Source organism: Pelovirga sp. C15f (genome assembly GCF_057178085.1).
The window spans coordinates 121136-141361 of record NZ_JBXUCV010000006.1; the positions used below are offsets into that span (position 1 = coordinate 121136).

Below are 20226 nucleotides of genomic sequence, written 5' to 3' on the forward strand. Positions count from 1 at the left end.
CCCATGCACCTACTGCCCGCGCGCGCTGCGCACCAGGGCAAGAAACTCGACATAGTTATTGACGTTGCCTACTTTTTCGCGGATCTCTGCTACCTTGAAGGTTGCGGCGATATCTGCCAGAATTTCCAGCTGCACGCCGTCATCATCCAGGGGGGCCAGGATGAGAAAAATCACCTTGGCGGGCGCCGCATCCGGTGCATCAAAATCGATTCCGGTACGTGACAGGCCGACCAGTACCAACGGCGCAGTCAGCCCCGGCAGGCGCGCATGGGGCACTGCGACCCCCTGGCCAATACCGGTGGCCATCATTTTTTCCCGGGCATACACCGCGCGGGTGATTTCCTCGGATTTTTTATCGATCAAGGGACCGGCCAGCTTGGCCAGCTCATGGATGGCAGACCAGCGGTCGCTCGAACTGAGTCGCAGGATAAAACCCTGGGGTGGAAAAAAGTTAACAAACCGCCGGGCTTTTTTTAGACGCAACACGCGCTGCATCAGTGGACCACTCAGGAGCGAGGTTACCAGTGCCATCACTACCAGACTGACAAATACTTCCTGGGAAATCAGCTCAAACTGCAGGGCCAGCACCCCAAGAATGATTCCCATGGTACCTTGGGCACTCATACCAAAACTGACGCCCAACGATTCGCGCATGGGCAGCCCGCCCAGACGGGCCCCGAGGGTACTCCCCAGAATCTTGCCGGACATGGCGAGCAGCAGGATCACCAGCGTCAACCACAGGTTAAAGTTATCGACAAAGTTAACCCTTAACCCGATGCTGGCAAAAAACAGCGGGGCAAAAATAAAGGAAACAAACTGTTCGATGGTGGTCCGGGTACGCTCATTCAGATGCTTCGAATCACCCAGAGCGACACCCGCAAGAAAAGACCCGAAAATTGCGTGGATGCCGATCCATTCGGTAAATGCCGCGGCCAGCAAACAGAATGAAAGAGCGAACCCAAGAATTCCACCCGGCCAACTGCTGTGAGCCTGAATCCAGGGGAGAATCTGATTGAGCAGCAACGGCATTACCAGGATCATGACCAGCACAAATATCAGGGTCATGCCGATGGTATAACCCAGAGGCATCATCTGGCCGACGCCAAGCATCCCCAGCACCATGGCAAAAACCAGCCAACCCAGCAGATCATTAAAAACCGCGGCGGCGATAACAATAACACCCAGATCACTACGATAAATGTTGAGATCCATGAGAATCTTGGCAATGATCGGTAGTGCCGAAATAGAGAGGACCGTTGCCATAAACAGAGCGAAGGCGAGAGGATGAGCGCCCGGCTCAAAGCCGAGCAACCCAGGCGTCCACCAGCCCGCCATAAAACCAAAAGCGAACGGAAAGAACATCCCCAGCAGGGCGACATAAAGAGCAACCTTGCCCTGACGCCATACCGTCGACAGGTCAATCTCCATCCCTGCCACCAACAGAAACAAGGTGATCGCCAGGGTGATCAGCCCATCAAAAGCGAGGGCCCCGCCGCCGGAAACGGGAAAAAGAAAAGCGCTCCACTGCGGAAAAAGGGTTCCGAATACCGTTGGCCCCCATAATATCCCGGCGGTTATCTCCCCGAGCACGGCCGGCAAGCCCATGGCCCGCGTCAGTTCTCCCAAGAGGCGGGCCGAAGCCAGGAGCAGCCCCAGGGCGAGAAACAGGGCGGTAATTTCACTGTGGGAAAGTTGCGACATACGGCCAGCTCTTCGTGACGGCAGGGCTTAAAAGGGGCAGCTGAAAGCTGCCCCTTTCTGATAGATCCTTATACTGCTGATCGCTAACAAGATGATCAATTCTGCAGAAAACGCTCGGCGGCCCGGGCCTGGTCACTGGCCGGGTAGCTGTCGATCAGTTTGCGCATGGTTGCCCGGGCATTCTGACCATCCCCAAGGGAATTAAAGGCCAGGGCCTGCTTGTAGAGAGCATCCGGTGCTTTGCTGTGGCGTGGATAGCGGCTGATGACATCCTGAAACTGAAGGATCGACAGCTCAAACTTTTTTTCGCCGTACAGGGCTTCACCGGTCCAGTAGAGAGCGTTGACGTAGAGATCATGATCCGGATAGTTTTGGATAAAGGCTTCCATCTGCTCACGCCCACGCACGAAATCGATACCATCCCGAATCAGCTGCAATGCCTGCTCATACTGCTGTTCCGGAGTCTGCTGAGGTGCTGCCGCAGGTTGCGGCTGTGTCGGTGCGGCGCTTTCACCGCCAGCCGTCATGCCGCCGGCCTCCAGCTCTTCGATACGGCTGGTCAGGGAATCGATCTGCAGGTTCAGATCATCCTGGATCAGCCGCAGTTCATCGCCAAGATCACGCTGCCGGCGCCCGAGGTCGTCGATCAGGCCATTAACTGAATGTGACTCCACCCGCAGGTTGTCGAGACCGGCCTGCATTTCCGCCACCTGACGCTGCAAGCCGGTGCCATCCACCACTTCCGTCTGCGCTGTGTCGGCCCGCTGCACTTCAAGCTGTGCCAGCCGTCGCTTCATCTGCTCGAGATCCATTTCCAGCCGTAACTGAGTCTGGCTGGGGGGGACGCAGCCGCCAATCAACAACATCAGCATTATAACCAGCGCTAAACGCATTTTTTCCTCCTGCTGCAACTAAAAAGGGCCGCACATCATGACAATGGGCGGCCCTGATCCATCATATGGACATATTAACGGGAAATCTTGAATTCAGCCCGGCGGTTCTTGGCCCAGGCGTCCTCATTGCGCTCCAGCGCAACCGGCATTTCCTCGCCATAGGAGATGATGCGCAGACGATCTGCGGCAACCCCAAGGGAAACCAGGAAGTTGCGGGCAGAAATAGCACGACGCTCACCCAGGGCCAGGTTGTATTCATCGGAGCCGCGCTCATCGGTGTGTCCTTCAATCAGCACATTCACCTGGGGAGCGGCACGCAGCAGACCGGCATTGTTGACCAGAATCTGCTTGGCTTCTTCGGTCAGGTCGGATCTGTCGAATTCAAAGTGAATGCGTTGCAGACCGGAAGCGGCGGCGCGACGCGCCTCAGCTGCGGCCTCTTCAGCAGTCATCGCCATACTGGTATCAGTAATGGGAGCTTCCTGCACTACCGAAGGTACCGGCTGTTCAACAACAACCTGGGCCGGCTGGGCTGGAACAGGGGTTTCTTCCATAACCGGCTGCTTGGCGCACCCGACTGCCAACACAGTAAAAGCAAAACCGATAACCAGAAAACGTACAACAGACAAAAATTTCATACCCAACTGCTCCTTTCGCCTACGCGAGAAAATGATTATAACCTAGCATTTAAAATACATCGGTCAATCCGCATTATACAATAACCCGGTAGAAAAACAACAAACATCGCTTAAGCCGTTAAATTACCAGCGCTCTGACCAGGCTGGATGCGATGCCCGGTCTCCGGCAGCAGCAATACGCCTGGCACCACTACCATCGGCGCGCATCATCCACATTGATTTTCCGCGGCCATCATCATAGGAATACACCAGAAAGCGTCCATCAGGGCTCCAGCGCGGGTGCTCCTTGTTGCCGGGGCCAAAGGTGATCTGGCGCTCGTCGCTACCGTCAGGGTTGATCGTGAAGAGATTAAAGATGCTGTCCTCCATGCGTGAAAAGACAATCCGATCGCTCTTCGGGTTCCAGGCGGGAGTGGCATTATAGCGGCCGTCATAGGTCAAGCGCTTGACCTCGCGGTTGTGGATGTCAACGATAAAGATATGGGGGTTGCCGAGGCGATCCGAGACAAAGGCCAGACGATTACCATCCGGGCTCCAGGACGGGTCGACATCTATCGCATAGTGGTTGGTCAGGCGCCGCAACAGGGTCCCGTTGGTACCGATCAGATAGATCTCGGCATTGCCGTCTTTTGACAGGGTCAGGGCAATCTGCCGCCCATCCGGGCTGAAACGACCACTGATATTGAGCCCCTGCTGAAACGACAGGCGTGATTCCTGACCGGTGTAGATCTCCTTGCGGAACAGGTCAGGGTTTTCCTGGCTGTAGGAAGTAAAGATCAGTTCCTTGCTCCTCGGTGAAAAATCAGGATTCAGCACGATGGAGCGATGAGCGGTCAGACGCACCGCACCATGGCCGTCGACATCCATCAGGTAGAGTTCCTTGTTGCCGGTCTGCTCGGAAATATAGGCGATTTTGGTGGCAAAAGGACCGCTGTCGCCGGTCAGTTGCTCCAGCACCTGATCAGCAAAGGTATGGGCGATCTTGCGCACATCGCTGCGCTGGCCGACATAACGTCGGCCGGTCAGCAGACGTTGACTGGTGACATCGTACAACCGCATATCGATGGTCAGTTGATCACCGTTGAGCTGGTAACCCCCCTTGATCAGCAGTTCGGAACCAAGAACCCGCCATTGGGGAAAATTGACATCGCTGCGTTGCAGTCCGAGGTGCCTGGCATCGCTCAAAAAGGAAGCAGGGTCGGTGAAGCGGAAGAGCCCGGAGAACTCCAGGTCATATTCCAGCACCTGATCGAACTCGGCGGCAATCTCCGGATGCGCTGTGGTAATCGGCAGAATCGGATTCAACGCCAGCGGGATGGCCTGTTGTCCCGGTGAACTGATCTCAATACTGCTGGCAACAGCGGGGCTGACAAGAACCGGGGTTAGCAAAGCGACAACCAGCAGGCGCAACAATGACTTCATCAATTAAGCATCTCCTTGAGATTGAAGGTAATGGTAAATTCCATGGTCTGGGGCAACGGTTGGGGCAGTTGCCGGGAAAGGGTCAGGGCGCGCACCAGGGAATCATCGAAGGCGGCATGGCCGGAGCGACTAACCCAGCTGAAACTGGTGCGGGTACCGGCCGCATTATAGGTAACCCGCACCACCGCCTCCGGATTACCGGTCGCCAGAGCGCGGGGAAAGGTCCAGTTCCGGCGGATAAATTCCTGAACATAAGCGCTGGCACTGACACCTTCTTCATTTCCGCGGCCATCGGGCATGCCGACCGGCGCGTTGGCAATGGGAGACGCAGGTGCTTCAGTCTCGGCCCGGGCTGCAGCGCGCAACGCGTCAAGGCGCTCCTGGCGTGCACGTTCGTCCTCTTCACGCTGGCGTTGCGCTGCGAGTTCCGCCAGGCGCTGTTCGCGCGCGCGATCTTCCTGCTGGCGCTGTTGTTCCGCCAGGCGCTGGCGCTCAGCTTCCGCGCGCTTGCGCTGCTCTTCGGCCAGACGTTTCTTCTCAGCCTCGTCGCGCCGACGTTTTTCTTCGGCCAGGCGTTTCTTCTCGGCCTCGTCGCGTTTGCGTTGCTCCTCGGCCAGACGCTCACGCTCAAGTTCTTCCGGCGAAGGCCCGGGGATCAGTTCCGGTTCCGGCGCCGGAACGGGTTCTGGCTCCGGCTCTGGCAGCGGTGCCGGTTCAGGTTCCGGGACAGGATCAGGTTCGCTCACCGGAGCGGGGGGAGCCGGTTGCGGTGCCGGGGGCTGCGGCGCTGCCTCAGGACGCCCGGCCTGTGGGTTGAGCACCGGGGCATTGACCAGATTAACCCGATAGACCGGCGGCGGCGTTACCGGAGCACGCTGAAAAAACGGCGTAAAGTAGAGGCCTACCAACAGCAGATGGAGCAATACCGACACGCCCAGCATTTTGAAAAAGTCGGTCTCCAGGCGCGGCGGACGGCGGTGTTTCTTCTCGGAAGACTGATACGTCATGGGCTGTTCAATCTTCCGGCAGACGGGTGACCATTCCCAGCTTGTCGACTCCAGCCTGCTTGATGGCCGCCATCACCTGCACCACCAGGCCATAGGCAACAGCCTGGTCTGCCTCGAGAAATACCTGCAGATCGGGGCGATTCTGCAGCGCCTGACGAACAACACGCTCAAGAGTACCGATCCCCTCAACCTCAACCCGATCAACCTTGATCTGGCCGTTGCGCTGTAATACCACGACCATCGGTTCGATATCCGCCGGCAGTCCGGGGGTTTGTTGCACCTGGGGTAGATCAATCTCCATTCCCTGGTCGAGCATCGGCGCGGTAACCATGAAAATAATCAGCAGCACCAGCATGACATCGACAAACGGCGTGACATTAATCTGGGCCATGGCACTGCGGCGGGGGCCGCTACGTCTGACATCCATGCTATTTGCCCCGCTCCATCCGTTCGAGAATGTTCAGAAATTCCTGGCTGAAATTATCCATTTCACTGATCAATTCATTGACCTTGTTAAGGAAGTGATTGTAACCGATGACTGCCGGAATTGCCGCCGCCAGGCCAATGGCCGTTGCTACCAGGGCTTCAGAAATACCCGGAGCGACAACCGCCAGAGAGGCGCTACCGGTTTGACCGATGCCGTGAAAGGCATCCATGATCCCCCAGACCGTACCAAAAAGGCCGATAAAGGGGGTGATGGAACCGGTGGTAGCGAGAAAGGTCAGATATTTTTCCAGGCGCTGGGTTTCCTGAGTCGTGGCCCGGCGCAGGGCGCGGGCAACAATGTCGGTATTGGCCATACGACTGGTAAATTCTTCCGTTGCTTCATCACCGACGGGGCGTTTTTTTTGCTGCAGCAGCTCATGATAGCCTTCACGGAACAGGCAGGCGACGGGAGAATGGCTGAATTCCTTGATTCCCTGGCCGATCAGATCGAAGCGTTTCTTGCTCCAGAAAAAATCGAGAAAGCGGTCAGTTTCACCCATCGCCTTGCGGATAACCGCCAGTTTGTAAAAAATGATCGCCCAGGATACCAGGGAAAAATAGACCAGGACCAGCAGGACACTTTTAACTACAGGTCCGGAACTTAATACGAGTTCGAGCAAGGGGGACTCTCCTTTATCCGATTTTTTGTTCGCAAACGATTGTTCCCGCTACAGCGGGCGTTTATTGTGATATTTACGCTGGTTTTTGCCGCTGGATTATCCGGCAGTGGAGCTATTTAAGTCAAGCTGTCGACGACGGTATCGGGACTGTGTTTTAGCACTTTTTTGATATGGATTGCTGTCGGCGAGTGGGGCGTGCGGGTCACCAGGCGCAACAGGGCGGGCAGATCATCAAGATCCTCCCAGGGCTCGAGCAGTACTGAACGCAACTTCAGTTGATTTGCCTTGGCCCGGGTTTGTGCAAGTACCTGACCGGTACTCCAGGGAATTCCCTGGAACAACTGCGCATGATGGGTTGTTTCACCGACCAGATAAAAACCGCCATCGACCGCCGGTCCATGAACCAGGTCGGCACGCGCGAGGGCACTGAAGGCCTGTGAAATTCTTTCCAACGGCAGATCCGGAGCATCACTGCCGATCAGCAGCGCCGCCTCATAACCTGCGGCCAGCCAGTCCGACAGACAGCGCGCCATGCGTTCACCCAGGTCCCTGCCACATTGGGGAACCAGCTTCACGCCGGGAAATGCGGCAGCAAACCAATCCTCGTCACCACTGTAACAGATAACCAGTTCGCACCCGGCGAGTGAGCGCATGCGGGTCACGGTCTCCTGCAGGCAAACCCGGTAGAGGTCGGCAGCCTGTTCAGGTGTCAGGGGAGGGCAGAGGCGGGTTTTCACCCTCCCGGGGAGTGGTTGCTTGGCAAAAATCCCTAAAATCCGGGTTTTTTTTGTGCCTGAAAGATACTTATCCACTTTTTCCACAGACTTATCCACGGTCTAGCGGGCTCCATGTTCCACCATGGCATAGGCCGAATGGTTGTGAATCGACTCAAAATTCTCGCACTGGATACTGAACCAGCGGATCCGCCTTTGCGCTGCGAGCTTTTCGGTCACTGCCCGCACCATATCCTCAACAAACATCGGGTTATCGTAAGCACGTTCGGTCACTGCCTTTTCGTCTTCACGCTTGAGCAGGGCGTAGACCTCGCAGCTGGCACACTCCTCGACCCACGCGATCAGATCTTCAAGCCAGATATGCTCACTGTAGCGCACGCGCACTGTCACCAGGCTGCGCTGGTTGTGGGCGCCCCGCTCGCTGATCTCTTTGGAACAGGGGCACAGGGAGGTCACCGGCACCCGCGCCTCGAGCATGAAATCAAACTGATCTGCCAGAGTACCGACCATTCGGCACTGATATTCGAGCAGGCCGCGCGCGCCTGATACCGGTGCGCGCTTTTCAATAAAATAGGGAAAATCGAGCTCCAGATGAGCACGATCGGCACCCAGGCGGTTTTTCATCTCGGTCAGGATCGTTTCGATATTATCGACACTGATCTCGCCGTGATAGAGATTAAGCACCTCGATAAACCGACTCATATGGGTGCCTTTGAAGTGGGCCGGCAGGTCGACATACATATTGACCCGCGCCACCGTATATTGGCGCTCACGGTGTTTATCCTGTACGACAATCGGATAACGGATGTCCTTGACGCCGACCTTGTCGATAGCGATCCGGCGCTCGTCGGGGCTCTGCTGCAGGTCGGGCATCTGCTGGCGGATGGAAAGCAAGGGGTCAGGGTGCATAGGTCAGTGGATCCTTCTGGTTGATTTCGGCAAAGCCCTTCAAACGTAATCGGCAGGAATCACAATGGCCACAGGACAGTCCCGCCGGGGTCGGATCATAGCAGGAATGGGTCAACCGGTAATCAACACCAAGGTCGAGACCACAGCGAATAATCTCCCCCTTGGTGAGGTCGATCAGCGGAGCCTGAATGTGGTAGCCCTGACCTTCAACCCCCGCTTTGGTCGCCAGATTAGCCAGCTCCTGAAAAGCGCTGATAAACTCGGGCCGGCAGTCGGGATAACCGGAATAGTCCATAGCGTTAACGCCGATAAAGATATCGCCGGCGCCAAGCACCTCGGCCCAACCGAGGGCAAAAGAGAGAAAAATCGTGTTGCGTGCCGGCACGTAGGTAATCGGAATGCCACTATCCTCTGGTGCGTCCTTGGGCACATCGATATCAGCCGTCAGGGCGCTGCCACCGACCAGACGCATGTCGATATCGATCACCAGGTGGTTGGCGGCACCGATCAGCGGCGCATATTCACGGGCCTTTTCCAGCTCCACGGCATGGCGCTGGCCATAGTTGAAACTCAACGCGTAGGGAGTAAATCCCTGCTCTTTGGCAATTGCCATGCAGGTGGTTGAATCGAGACCACCACTGTATAGAACGACGGCTTTTTTCATGATGTCACCCGATAAGGTGCCCCGTGCACCTCATAAAACTTGCCGGTACCGAGACGGTGAATCTTCAGCAGATTGGTGGTCCCCGGCGCCGAGACCGGGCTGCCCATGGTGATCACCACCACATCGCCGGGTTTTAACAGCCCTTTTTCCAACACGACTTTTTCAACCGAAGCGATCTGCGCTTCCGTATCCCCCTGGATGTCGACACGCAGGGAGCTGATCCCGCGATACATGGCGAGATGGCGGCGCACCTGCTGGGTCGGTGTTACCGCGTAAACCGGCAGGGATGGGCGATACTTGGCCACCAGGGTCGCGGTGCTGCCGGTCTGGGTAAAAGCCAGAATAGCTGCCGCGCCAACATGTTCAGCGGCCTGGCAGGCGCCCTGGCCGATCACATCGGGGATATTCTGGTGAACACCTGAGATTTCAACCTTAAAAGAGCGCCGTGGATTCAGGATCTGATCGGCTTCGACATCATGGGCGATGCGAGCCATCACCTCGACCGCAGCCACCGGGAACAGCCCCGCCGCAGTTTCCCCCGACAGCATCACCGCATCGGTACCATCAAGAATCGCGTTGGCAACATCGGATGTCTCCGCACGGGTCGGACGCGGATTACCGATCATGCTTTCGAGCATCTGGGTGGCGGTGATCACCGGCTTGCCGGCTTCGTTGCACTGGCGGATGATTCCTTTCTGGATCAGTGGCACCTGTTCCGACGGAAGCTCAACCCCGAGGTCACCACGCGCCACCATCACTCCGTCGGTAGCGGCGAGAATTTTGCTGAAGTTGGCTACCGCTTCCGGCTTTTCAATTTTGGCAATCACCCGGATCGGGGAATGATGGTCAAAAATAATCTGTTTGAGCTGACAGACCTCTTCCGCCGTGCGAACAAAGGAGAGAGCCACCCAGTCGAGTTCCTGCGCGATAGCAAATTCAAGATCCGCATAGTCCTTGTCGGTCAGCGCCGGGGTCGAAACCTTGACGCCGGGCAGGTTGATCCCTTTGCGGTCCTTGAGCTGTCCCCCCTGTTTGACCACACAATGAACCTCGACACCGTTGCTGCGCACTACTTCGAGTTCCAGTTGTCCGTCATCAAGCAGAATCCGGTCGCCGGCCTCAACGTCACCGGGCAGATCCTGATAATTGGTCGGGATAACACCATCCCCGCCTTCAACGTCAGCGGTGGTGACGATCACTTTCTGGCCGCGAGTCAGCGTCTGTACGCCACCACGCATCATGCCGGTGCGAATTTTCGGCCCCTGGAGATCGCCAAGAATCGATACGGCTTTGCGGTGCAATATCGAGAGTTCACGAATCTGGTCGATCCAGACTTTTTTCTGTTCCAGTTCGCCGTGGGAAAAATTCAACCGGAACACATCAACTCCGGCCTTGAGCAGATTTTCGAGTTGCTCACGCTCGCCACAGGACGGCCCTACCGTGGCAACAATTTTGGTGTGTCGGTACATTCATTTCCTCCAGCGCTATGCGCCATCTACAGGGTCTTATTGAAAAAAACAGACTGGCTGCAACCTTGGGCCTTTAACTAGACGGATGCCAGCCTCACAGATCCGGTTGCTCCCCCTCGGTACCCATGTTATATATCTCCATTGATCTTTCTCGCACTCACATAGATGTGCCGTTTAACAGAAACAATTTTTTGACTACAAGTCTATAAAAATCATATGAAGCGTCTGCTAACATACCTTTTTTTCGCTGTTCTCGCTACTCCCGTGCTGGCTGCTGCGGTGCTGCTTGGTGCCTATTTTTATATTTCCGCAACCCTGCCTCAGGTCGAGTCCCTGGCCGATTACCGGCCGCCGCTGATCACCACCATTTACGCTGACGACGGCACGGTGATTGCCGAGTATTCCCACGAACGGCGTTTTTTGGTGCCCTACGAAAAAATGCCGAAAACCCTGGTCCAGGCATTTGTGGCCTCCGAAGATGCCGGCTTCTTCAAGCACCAGGGCATCGATTTTATCTCTATCATGCGCGCCGCTATCAATAATATTAAAGCTGGGGGCATTTCCCAGGGGGGCAGCACCATTACCCAGCAGGTAGCCAAAACCATGCTGCTGACGCCGGAGCGCACCTTTACCCGTAAATTCAAGGAGGCGATCCTCGCCTGGCGGATGGAGCAGTCCCTGACCAAGGAGGATATCCTCTATATCTATCTGAATCAGATCTACCTCGGCCACCGCTCTTACGGGGTCGAAGCCGCTGCCCGCAGCTATTTCGATAAAACCGTTGAAGAACTGACCCTGGCTGAATCGGCAATCCTTGCCGGACTCCCCCAGGCCCCCAGCCGCTATTCTCCCTATCGTAACTATCAACGGGCTATGGATCGCCAGAAATATGTCCTCGGACGGATGCTGGAAGAAGGCTATATCACCCCGGCCGAGAAGATCGCCGCTGAAGACGAAGAAGTGATCATTACCCCTCGTCTTAACACCCTGCTGGATGTCACCGCCTATTTCAATGAGCAGGTACGCCGCTATCTTGAACAGCGCTTTGGTGAAGATCTGCTTTATACCGGCGGTCTGCAGGTGGAAACCAGCATCAATCTCAAACTGCAGGAGGCGGCCCAGGAGGCGGTCAAACAGAACCTGCGGGCCCATGATAAACGCCGTGGATTCCGTCCGGTTGAGATGATTCTCAATGAAGCAGAACAGATTGAATTTTTGGCCGCCCAAGGTCAGGAATTTGCTGATGGCGCAATAGAAGTTGGTACAGAAACCCAGGCCGTGGTTGTCGGTCGCAGTGATGATCGGATTCTCTGCCGCATCGGTGACCGCAACGCGACGATTTCCATCAGTGCAACCGACTGGGCAGGCACCATTGAAGTGGTTGATGCCGGGACGGAGCCCACCGGCAATGCCGATGATAATGATTCTACCCGTCTGCCTTTAGGCGCTGTCATCGATGTCCGGGTTCTCAATGCAGCCGCTGATCCACTGGAACTGGCACTCGAGCAGGAACCCCTGGCCCAGGCAGCCCTGGCTGCTATCGATCCGCGTACCGGCCAGATTCGCGCCATGGTCGGCGGTTATGATTTTCGCAAGAGCCAGTTCAATCGTGCTATCCAGGCTCAGCGGTTACCGGGCTCGGCATTCAAGCCGATTATTTATGCCGCCGCCCTTGATCGGGGCTACACCCCCGCGAGCATCATTCTTGATACCCCCCTGATCTATGAAAACCAGCTGGTTGAAACCGGTGAAGTGGAAGAGTGGAAGCCCAAAAATTATGAAGAAAAGTTTTACGGTCCGACGCGCTTCCGTGAAGCGCTGACCCATTCACGTAACGTTGTCACCGTCAAGATTCTTGAGGATATCGGGGTCGGTTATGCGGCCAGTTACGCACAGAAACTTGGTATCGAGACGCCGCTCCAGCGCGATTTGTCCATGGCCCTGGGCTCCACCGCCATTACTCCCATGGAAATGCTCACCGCCTATACGGTTTTTGCCAGTGGCGGCATTCTCTCGCCACCTACCTATATTACCCGGATCCGCGACCGTAACGGGCGCATTCTCGAATCGATTGATCCAACCGATTTTGCCACTGGGATGGCCGCCGACCAACGCCTGATCCGTCAAGCCCCACGCCGGGTCATCTCACCGGAAACCGCTTATCTGACCACCAACATTATGGAAAGCGTGGTCCAGCACGGCACCGGGCGTCAGGCACGGGCGCTGAACCGTCCATCGGCGGGAAAAACCGGCACCACTAACGACCTGAAAGATGCCTGGTACGTCGGTTATATCCCGCAGCTGGCGGCGGTTTCCTGGATCGGCTATGATCAGGAACAACCCCTCGGCCGGAGAGAAACCGGTGGCCGTGCAGCTCTGCCGGCCTGGATCGCGTTCATGCAGGAGGCGATCAAACTGTATCCGCCGGAACATTTTCCGGTTCCCGATACCATTGAGTTTTATCCCATCGACCGGCAGAACGGCCTGCTCGTCGCGGAAGACAGCAAGGATGCCTACTATGAAGCCTTTTCTCCAGGCAGTGCGCCAACCCGCATGAGCAGCGAGCCGCAGTTCAAGGCACGTGACTTCTTCCGTCTGGACCTATAACGACCGCTTTTTTGCGACATCACCCTGCCCTTTTTCACCGCTCCTGCGCTATTGCCGGCGAGCGGTTTTGTGCTATAAAGCCACAACGTATCTGTTCTGCACCGGGTCGGGAACCCTATGTCAAGGGACGCTTTTCGTCTTCCATGACCGCTTTTTGTCGCCGTCCATGGCGACAAAAACCCTTGCCACAGGTTCCCCGACCCTGCGCGCAGGACTGCAGCTGAATAATTACGCTACAGCTTGGATAATCATCAACAGATCTTTAGTTCAGGGAGGATAGAAATGCCAAGTTTCGATATTGTCTCCAAGGTTGATCTGCAGGAGGTTGACAATGCAGTCAACCAGGCGATCAAGGAGATCACCCAGCGTTATGACTTCAAAGGAACCGTCAATGAACTGGAGCTGGAAAAGGATTCCCTGAAAATCCTTGCCGCGGACGAATACAAGCTCGAAGCGATCAAGGATATTCTGATCAGCAAACTGGTGCGTCGCGGCTTGTCCCCCAAATGTTTTGACTATGGCAAGGTCGAACCGGCATCAGCCGGAGCCGTGCGGGTGCGGGTCGCCATCATCCAGGGGATCAGCAAGGAAAAAGGCAAGGAAGTTGTCAAGCTGATCAAGGACACCAAGCTCAAAGTTCAGGCCCAGATCATGGAAGATCAGGTTCGTGTTACCGGCAAGAAAATTGATGATCTACAGGAAGTGATGCAGCTCCTCAAGGGCCAGGACTTAGGGATTGAACTGCAGTTTGAGAATATGCGCTCTTGATTTTTTATCTTTCCGGCACACTCTGTCGAATCTGCTGTTAACCTCTGCACGTGGAAATCTGCATGCCCGTGAACATACTCAATGTCAGTCTGGTCAGCCTTGGTTGCCCGAAAAACCTCGTCGATGCCGAGGTCATGCTTGGCCATTTGCCTGACGGTCGCTTTAATATCGTTGTCGAAGAAGAACAGGCCGACATTATCATCGTCAACACCTGTGCCTTTATCAACGATGCCAAAGAGGAATCGGTAGACACCATCCTTGAGGTCGCAGAATACAAGCACAGCGGGCGCTGCCAAATGCTGATTGTCGCCGGCTGTCTGCCGCAGCGATATCAGGAGCAACTGCAGGAGCAGCTGCCTGAGGTCGATCTGTTCATCGGCACGTCGGAAGGGGCACGGATTGTTGAACTGATCGACAAGCAACTGCAGCTGTCGACTCCCCGGCGGGAAATCGGCATTCCCGATTTCCTTTATGACCATACCACCCCCAGGGTCAACTCGTCGCCGGTTTACAGTACCTATGTCAAGATCGCCGAAGGTTGTTCCAACCATTGTTCCTACTGCGTGATTCCGCAGCTGCGCGGTGATTTACGTTCGCGCAGCGTCGACTCGGTGGTCGCCGAAGTGCACTCCCTGGTGGCGAACGGGGTCACCGAAGTGAACCTGATCGCCCAGGACATCACCGCCTTTGGCCATGACCGCAACGATGGCGCCACCCTGCCGGGGCTGCTACGTGAGCTGGTCAAAATCGACGGTCTGGTCTGGTTGCGCCTGCTCTATGCCTATCCGGAAGGGATCAGCGACGAACTGCTGGAGCTGATTGCGAGGGAGGATAAAATCTGTAACTACCTGGATCTGCCCCTCCAGCATATCGATGACAGCATTTTAAGCCGGATGAACCGTCGCCTCGATGAAGCAGGCACGCGGACCCTGCTTAAACGTATGCGTCAGCTGGTTCCCGATTTGACCCTGCGTACCACCTTTATTGTCGGCTTTCCCGGCGAGACCCGCGAACAATTCGACAAACTGCTGCAGTTTGTCGGTGAAGGGCACTTTGAGCGCGTCGGCGTATTCCGCTATTCGCGTGAAGAGGGAACCCCGGCGGCGCAGCTACCTGAACAAGTAGCGGCCGCTACCAAAACCTCACGCTTTAAACGCTTGATGAAGGCTCAGGCGCGGGTATCCTTCCAGAAAAATCGTGCTCTGATCGGTCACATTGAAGATGTGCTGATTGAAGGCTACAGCGATGAAACCGATCTGCTGTTAAAAGGACGCAGCCGCCGCCAGGCTCCGGATATTGATGGCCACTGTCTGATTACTGCCGGTCAGGCAAATATCGGCGACTACGTGAAGCTGTGTATTACCGACTCTTCCGATTACGATCTGATTGGTGAGATCTGTGACAACGCGGGCGCGTCAGACAACGGCTGACGCTACCTGCCGGAACAAACCGTTAGCGGACAATAAGGAGAAAAACCCATGAAAGCTATCCTCCCCGTTGCCGGCAAGGGCACCCGCCTGCGTCCTCATACCCATACCAAGGCCAAATCACTGGTCAAGGTCGCCGGTAAAACCGTTCTCGAACACATCATTGAGCGCCTTAAGACCCTGAATATCGATGAATATATTTTTATCACGGATGAAAATGGCGGTCAGGTAAAAGCTTTTATGGCCGCGCACTTCCCTGACTTGAGCTGCAGCTACCATGTCCAGCAACAGCGGCTCGGGCCGGCTCATGCCGTAGCCCTGGCGGCGCCGTCGATCCGGCCGGGCGATGATCTGCTGGTGGTCTTTAACGACACCATCTTTGTTACCGACCTGACCCGGATCGATCATCTCTGCGCTGATGCCGACGGCCTCATCTATTCCCGCGAAGTTGAAGATTATCAGCGTTTCGGGGTCAACGTCATGGACGGAGACTATATCGTTGACATGGTAGAAAAACCCGACACCCCGGTCTCACGTTTGGCTCAGGTCGGTCTCTATTATCTCAAGGATGGTGCCGGATTTATTGCTGCGATAGAGGCCACCATCGCCGCCGGTGATACGGTCAAGGGGGAATATTATCTGCCCGCTGTTTTCATGCGGATGATGACTGAAGGAAAAAAATTCAAGGCACCGCAGATCGATGCCTGGCTCGACTGCGGCAAACCCGAGACCCTGCTTGAGACCAACCGCTACCTGCTTGAAGGACGTCACCATATTCATGGCGATGTGGAGGATTGCGTGCTGATTGAACCGGTTCATGTTGAACGGGGGGCGCGCATCCGTCATTCAATTATCGGACCCCATGTCTCCGTGGCTGCGGGTAGCGATGTCGACTTCAGCACCATCAGCGATTCGATTATCAATGCCGATTGCAAAGTCAGCCACATGAACCTTCATCTGTCGCTGTTAGGCGACTCAGTCACTCTGATCGGCGTGCCGCGGCGCATGAATATCGGCGACCATTCCCTGATCGTAATGGATCAGTAACCGGCGGTATCATCTGTAACCATGGAATTGACCTCTTATCTACCTTATCTGATACCGCCACTGCTCGGGGCGCTGATCGGTTATGTCACCAACTACATCGCTATCCGTATGCTCTTTCGTCCGTTACGAGCGTGGCGACTGTTCGGGTTGCGGGTTCCCCTGACACCCGGCATTATTCCGGCCAAGCGCGCTGAATTGGCACGCCGCATGGGCGAGATGGTCGGTGATCATCTGTTGACGGCAGACGATGTCGGGCGATCGTTGGGAAAAGAATCGATTCAGCTGGAACTGCGGATGACAGTAACGCAGAAGCTCAGCCTCCTGCTGGATCGTCCCAGCGGCTCCCTGGCAAGTCTGATACCGGAGCATTTTCGCCCACGCTTCGATGAAATTGTCTTGCTGTCCCGGAACAAGTTCGCTGCGTTACTTTTAAAATACTTTGCCAGTGACCAGTTTGCTGAACAGGTGCGCAGTTTTTTGCGCGAGCAGGGGGACCAGTGGCTGGAGCGCGATCTTGCCGGCCTGCTGACGCCGGAGCGCAACCGCGCCTGGCAGACCCATCTCGATAATCGCTATACCCGTCTGTTTCAATCGCCGGCAACCTCAGCCCTGGTCGGTGGTGCCGTTGATCGCAAGGTCAAGCAGTTGCTGTCCAGCAAGCGTCCGCTGCGGGATCATCTGCCGGCGGAACTGGTCGAGGTCCTGCTGACCCAACTGGAAAAAGAGCTGCCACCGCTGATTGAAAAGTTTGGCGAGATGCTCCAGGATCCGGTCTTTCGCGCCCAGTTAGTGAAAAAAGGGAAGAAGGCCATTGACGGTTTTCTTGATTCCCTGGGCGGGCTCGCCGGACTGCTGAGCGGTTTTATCGATCTGAAAAAGCTCTATGCCATGATCCCCGAATTTCTTGATCGTGCCGGTGATGAAATAGCTGTCTGGTTGCACCAGCCACGTACCCGCGAACAGATGGCGACCCTGCTGCGCCAGCGCATTGATCAGCTGCTTGATCGTCCCGTAGCAAGCTTTACCGAAAATCTTTCCCCACAAAAAATAGAGGGAACCCAGGCATTTATCCGTGAACAGGTGGTGAATCGTCTGCAGTCACGTGCCACCATTGATACGGCCCTGGTGTTGACAGAAAGTGCCGTGGATCGCATCAAGCACCGCCCCTTTAACCAACTGCTGACAGCGCTGCTGCCGGATGACGGGATCAGGCGCGGGGTTGACCGGATTGCTGAGAATCTTGTTGAAACCCTGCGCTCAGAGCAGATGCAGCGGGTGGTGAAGGAACTTATCAGTGAACAGACACAGGTATGGATTTATCAGAAACCCCTTGGCGTAATCTCAGAGCGACTGCCCCAGGATCTGCGCCGTGAAATTGACATTTCCGTCTGCCGGCTGGTGGAGGATATGCTGAAACAGGAGGCCCCGCGTCTGGTCGAAACCCTCAATGTCCGGCGCATGGTTGAAGACAAGGTCAATCGCCTTGATCTGCTCCAGGTCGAGGATCTGCTTATGGGAGTGATGAAGGAACAGTTCAAGTACATCAATCTGTTCGGGGCCTTTTTGGGATTCTTGATCGGGTGCATTAATCTACTCGCCCTGTTGACCTTATAGCGGTCCGGGCTCTAGTTCCAGTTGTTTTTGAAAAAGGTGAAATCATGAACAGGGCTACCTTTGCTGCAGGATGTTTTTGGGGCGTAGAAGAAAAGTTACGGGTTCTTGATGGTGTTGTTCATACCGCGGTCGGTTACATGGGGGGTGATGTCGAACATCCCACCTATCAGCAGGTCTGCAGTGGCGAAAGCGGCCACGCCGAGGTGGTGGATCTGAAGTATGATCCGGCCCGCGTGAGCTATCAGCAATTGCTCGAGCGCTTTTTTACCCTTCACAATCCCACCAGCCTCAATCGCCAGGGGTGGGACATCGGCAGCCAGTATCGCTCTGCTGTATTTTATTACAATGAAGAACAACGTCGACTCGCCACGGAACTGGTAGCGGTGATTGACGCCTCCGGGCATTATGATGATCCTGTCGTCACCGCGATTGTCCCGGCGTCGACCTTCTGGCGGGCGGAGGAATATCATCAGCGATATGTTCAAAAACAATCCCAAAGATAAACTGATATGAAAGAGGTTAGCCATCTCTTCTTCATCTTTTAGATTAAATAAAAAGATCGCTGATCTGCTGCAGGTCAGTGCTTTTATGTTGCTGGTTGCGGGGAGCTGTTATCTGCTGCTGAGTGGTGCCGAGGGGCTCGGCTACAACTGGCAATGGCAGCGGGTAACCCGCTACCTGATCGAAACCACCGCCGACGGCTGGCGCTTCGGACTCTTGTTTCAGGGATTGTGGGTCACCCTCGAAATTGTCGTGATCAGTCTCGGATTGTCCCTCGTTATCGGCCTGGTGGTGGCGCTGATGCGCCTGTCCAGCAGCCTGATGGCAACCGGTCTTGCAAAAGTCTATCTGGAACTGATTCGTAACACCCCGCTACTGATCCAGATTTTTGTCATCTATTTTGTTTTTGCACCAATTTTTGACATGGGACGTTTTGCTGCTGCCGTCCTGGCCTTGAGCTTGTTTGAGGGAGCTTATGCGTCGGAAATTATCCGTGCCGGCATCCTTGCTATCCCTTCCGGCCAGTGGGAGGCATCTTCCTCCCTGGGGATGAACAGAGCCCAGTGCTATCGCCACGTTATCCTTCCCCAGGCCCTGCGCCAGATGATTCCACCCCTGACCAGTCAAGGAATCTCCCTGGTTAAAGATTCAGCCCTGGTATCGACCATTGCTATTTATGACCTGACCATGCGCGGCCAGCAGATCATCGCCGAAACCTTTTTAAGCTTTGAAATCTGGTTTGTTGTCGCCGCCATCTATCTTAGCGTTACCCTGATACTGACTCTTCTGGTAAGATATCTGGAAAATAAGTTTTTTCCTTCCCGTTGACCACTCGTTTTCAAGGAGAAAAAAAATGAAAACCCGATTGATCCTGCTGCTATCGCTGGTTCTTTTCTGCGCTGCTCCCTTATCGGCCAACAATTCCCGGCAGCAATTGATTCAAGAGAGCACCCTCGAGCAAGTGATCCAAAACAACCGCCTGCGCGTTGGCTTTTCGACCTTTGTGCCCTGGGCCATGAAGGACAAGACCGGCGGCTTTACCGGTTTCGAAATCGAGGTGGCGAGACAACTTGCGCAGGACATGGAGGTTGAACTGGAGCTGGTGCCAACCCGCTGGTCGGGAATCATTCCAGCCCTTTTGACCGGCAAGTTCGATATCATCATCGGGGGTATGGGGATCACTCCGGCGCGTAATCTCAAGGTCAATTTCAGTGATCCCTACGAATATTCCGGCATGTCGATCCTGGCTAATCGGCGTTTGGCAGGTGAACGCAGCAGCATTGCAGAATTTAATTCACCGGATGTCGAGATCGTCGCCCGCATCGGTACCACCGCCGCCGCTGCCGCCGAGCGCTACCTGCCCCAGGCGCAACTGCGACTGTTCGATGACGAAGGGCAGGCGTTGCAGGAGCTTCTCAACAACCGGGCCGCCGCCATGGTTGCTTCGCAGCCGTTCCCGGAGTTTCAGGCCTTGCGTTACCCGGAACGGCTTTATCTGCCGTTGGCCGGCAAAACCTTTACCCGTGAACCCATCGGTTTTGCGGTTCGCAAAGGAGACCCTGATTTTCTTAACTTTCTCAACAACTGGATTCGCCTGCGCTTTGCCGACGGCTGGCTGGAGGACCGCTATAACTACTGGTTTACTACTGAAGACTGGCGTGATCAGATCGAATAGATTGCAGGTCAATCCGGCTTGAGCATCAAAAGGCCTGTTCATAG

The 20226-nt window shown here is 55.5% G+C and carries 19 protein-coding genes; 8 read left to right on the top strand and 11 right to left on the bottom strand.

Annotation, left to right across the window (positions count from 1 at the left end):
• Nucleotides 1-9: 9 nt before the first annotated feature.
• The 11 genes from AC1931_RS13115 to pyk form a co-directional block, all read right to left on the bottom strand.
• Nucleotides 10-1701 (bottom strand): cation:proton antiporter domain-containing protein, encoded by a 1692-nt coding sequence (locus AC1931_RS13115; protein ID WP_483877728.1) that lies wholly within the window; start codon nucleotides 1699-1701, stop codon nucleotides 10-12.
• Between the two features lie 95 nt (nucleotides 1702-1796).
• A complete protein-coding gene (ybgF, locus tag AC1931_RS13120; protein WP_483877729.1) occupies nucleotides 1797-2594 on the bottom strand; it encodes a tol-pal system protein YbgF in 798 nt (265 codons plus the stop codon).
• A gap of 74 nt (nucleotides 2595-2668) precedes the next feature.
• A complete protein-coding gene (pal, locus tag AC1931_RS13125; RefSeq protein WP_483877730.1) occupies nucleotides 2669-3232 on the bottom strand; it encodes a peptidoglycan-associated lipoprotein Pal in 564 nt (187 codons plus the stop codon).
• Between the two features lie 123 nt (nucleotides 3233-3355).
• Nucleotides 3356-4654 (bottom strand): Tol-Pal system beta propeller repeat protein TolB, encoded by a 1299-nt coding sequence (gene tolB / locus AC1931_RS13130; protein WP_483877731.1) that lies wholly within the window; start codon nucleotides 4652-4654, stop codon nucleotides 3356-3358.
• Nucleotides 4654-5661, bottom strand: a complete 1008-nt coding sequence (gene tolA / locus AC1931_RS13135) for a cell envelope integrity protein TolA (RefSeq protein ID WP_483877732.1) — start codon at nucleotides 5659-5661, stop codon at nucleotides 4654-4656. The genes tolB and tolA overlap by 1 nt, the downstream gene beginning before the upstream one ends.
• 7 nt (nucleotides 5662-5668) lie before the next feature.
• Nucleotides 5669-6088, bottom strand: a complete 420-nt coding sequence (tolR, locus tag AC1931_RS13140; RefSeq protein WP_483877733.1) for a protein TolR — start codon at nucleotides 6086-6088, stop codon at nucleotides 5669-5671.
• Between the two features lies 1 nt (nucleotide 6089).
• A complete protein-coding gene (gene tolQ / locus AC1931_RS13145; protein ID WP_483877734.1) occupies nucleotides 6090-6767 on the bottom strand; it encodes a protein TolQ in 678 nt (225 codons plus the stop codon).
• Nucleotides 6768-6883: 116 nt separating this feature from the next.
• Nucleotides 6884-7600: a TIGR04282 family arsenosugar biosynthesis glycosyltransferase gene (locus tag AC1931_RS13150; protein ID WP_483877735.1), complete on the bottom strand. Its 717-nt coding sequence runs from the start codon at nucleotides 7598-7600 to the stop codon at nucleotides 6884-6886.
• A gap of 3 nt (nucleotides 7601-7603) precedes the next feature.
• Nucleotides 7604-8374, bottom strand: coding sequence for a GTP cyclohydrolase FolE2 (gene folE2 / locus AC1931_RS13155; RefSeq protein WP_483877768.1), 771 nt, complete (start codon nucleotides 8372-8374; stop codon nucleotides 7604-7606).
• Nucleotides 8375-8399: 25 nt separating this feature from the next.
• Nucleotides 8400-9077: a 7-cyano-7-deazaguanine synthase QueC gene (queC, locus tag AC1931_RS13160; RefSeq protein ID WP_483877769.1), complete on the bottom strand. Its 678-nt coding sequence runs from the start codon at nucleotides 9075-9077 to the stop codon at nucleotides 8400-8402.
• Nucleotides 9071-10543, bottom strand: a complete 1473-nt coding sequence (pyk, locus tag AC1931_RS13165) for a pyruvate kinase (RefSeq protein WP_483877736.1) — start codon at nucleotides 10541-10543, stop codon at nucleotides 9071-9073. Before pyk ends, queC begins: the two co-directional genes overlap by 7 nt.
• 216 nt (nucleotides 10544-10759) lie before the next feature.
• On the opposite strand from pyk, the gene AC1931_RS13170 reads away from it, so the two are divergent.
• From AC1931_RS13170 to AC1931_RS13205, 8 genes are all read left to right on the top strand, one after another.
• Nucleotides 10760-13150, top strand: a complete 2391-nt coding sequence (locus AC1931_RS13170; protein ID WP_483877737.1) for a penicillin-binding protein 1A — start codon at nucleotides 10760-10762, stop codon at nucleotides 13148-13150.
• A gap of 282 nt (nucleotides 13151-13432) precedes the next feature.
• The gene (locus AC1931_RS13175; RefSeq protein WP_483877738.1) at nucleotides 13433-13918 is read left to right on the top strand and encodes a YajQ family cyclic di-GMP-binding protein; all 486 of its coding nucleotides are present in this window, start codon (nucleotides 13433-13435) and stop codon (nucleotides 13916-13918) included.
• Nucleotides 13919-13980: 62 nt separating this feature from the next.
• Nucleotides 13981-15348 (top strand): 30S ribosomal protein S12 methylthiotransferase RimO, encoded by a 1368-nt coding sequence (gene rimO, locus AC1931_RS13180; RefSeq protein ID WP_483877739.1) that lies wholly within the window; start codon nucleotides 13981-13983, stop codon nucleotides 15346-15348.
• A gap of 48 nt (nucleotides 15349-15396) precedes the next feature.
• Nucleotides 15397-16392, top strand: a complete 996-nt coding sequence (locus AC1931_RS13185) for a sugar phosphate nucleotidyltransferase (protein WP_483877740.1) — start codon at nucleotides 15397-15399, stop codon at nucleotides 16390-16392.
• A 21-nt stretch (nucleotides 16393-16413) separates the two neighbouring features.
• The gene (locus tag AC1931_RS13190) at nucleotides 16414-18006 is read left to right on the top strand and encodes a DUF445 family protein (protein ID WP_483877741.1); all 1593 of its coding nucleotides are present in this window, start codon (nucleotides 16414-16416) and stop codon (nucleotides 18004-18006) included.
• Between the two features lie 44 nt (nucleotides 18007-18050).
• Complete coding sequence (gene msrA / locus AC1931_RS13195) at nucleotides 18051-18509, top strand: peptide-methionine (S)-S-oxide reductase MsrA (protein WP_483877742.1); 459 nt, start codon at nucleotides 18051-18053, stop codon at nucleotides 18507-18509.
• Between the two features lie 85 nt (nucleotides 18510-18594).
• Nucleotides 18595-19335 carry an amino acid ABC transporter permease gene (locus AC1931_RS13200; protein ID WP_483877743.1) on the top strand — a complete coding sequence of 247 codons (741 nt, stop codon included), beginning with the start codon at nucleotides 18595-18597 and terminating at the stop codon, nucleotides 19333-19335.
• A gap of 25 nt (nucleotides 19336-19360) precedes the next feature.
• On the top strand, nucleotides 19361-20182 hold the full coding sequence (locus AC1931_RS13205) for a transporter substrate-binding domain-containing protein (protein ID WP_483877744.1): 822 nt from the start codon (nucleotides 19361-19363) through the stop codon (nucleotides 20180-20182).
• The last annotated feature ends 44 nt before the right edge of the window (nucleotides 20183-20226 follow it).